1 rRNA gene is annotated in these 453 nt (G+C 55.4%); it reads left to right on the top strand.

The window, feature by feature from the left end:
- A 16S ribosomal RNA gene (locus M6G53_RS25105) occupies positions 1 to 453 on the top strand; the annotation flags it as partial.

Raw genomic sequence — 453 nt, 5'->3', positions numbered from 1 at the left:
ATCACGCCTATGGGATGCAGCAGTGGGGAATATTGCACAATGGGGGAAACCCTGATGCAGCAACGCCGCGTGAGTGAAGAAGTATTTCGGTACGTAAAGCTCTATCAGCAGGAAAGAAAATGACGGTACCTGACTAAGAAGCCCCGGCTAACTACGTGCCAGCAGCCGCGGTAATACGTAGGGGGCAAGCGTTATCCGGATTTACTGGGTGTAAAGGGAGCGTAGACGGCATGACAAGTCCGGAGTGAAAGCCCGGGGCTCAACCCCGGGACTGCTCTGGAAACTGCCATGCTTGAGTGCGGGAGGGGCAGGCGGAATTCCTAGTGTAGCGGTGAAATGCGTAGATATTAGGAGGAACACCGGCGGCGAAGGCGGCCTGCTGGACCGTAACTGACGTTGAGGCTCGAAAGCGTGGGGAGCAAACAGGATTAGATACCCAAGTAGTCCGCTCAT

Origin of the sequence: Serratia nevei, from assembly GCF_024160145.1 — a bacterium.
Taxonomy (GTDB): domain Bacteria; phylum Pseudomonadota; class Gammaproteobacteria; order Enterobacterales; family Enterobacteriaceae; genus Serratia; species Serratia nevei_A.
The sequence above is the reverse complement of the archived record's forward strand: the minus strand, read 5'-3'. Positions and strand labels throughout refer to the sequence as shown.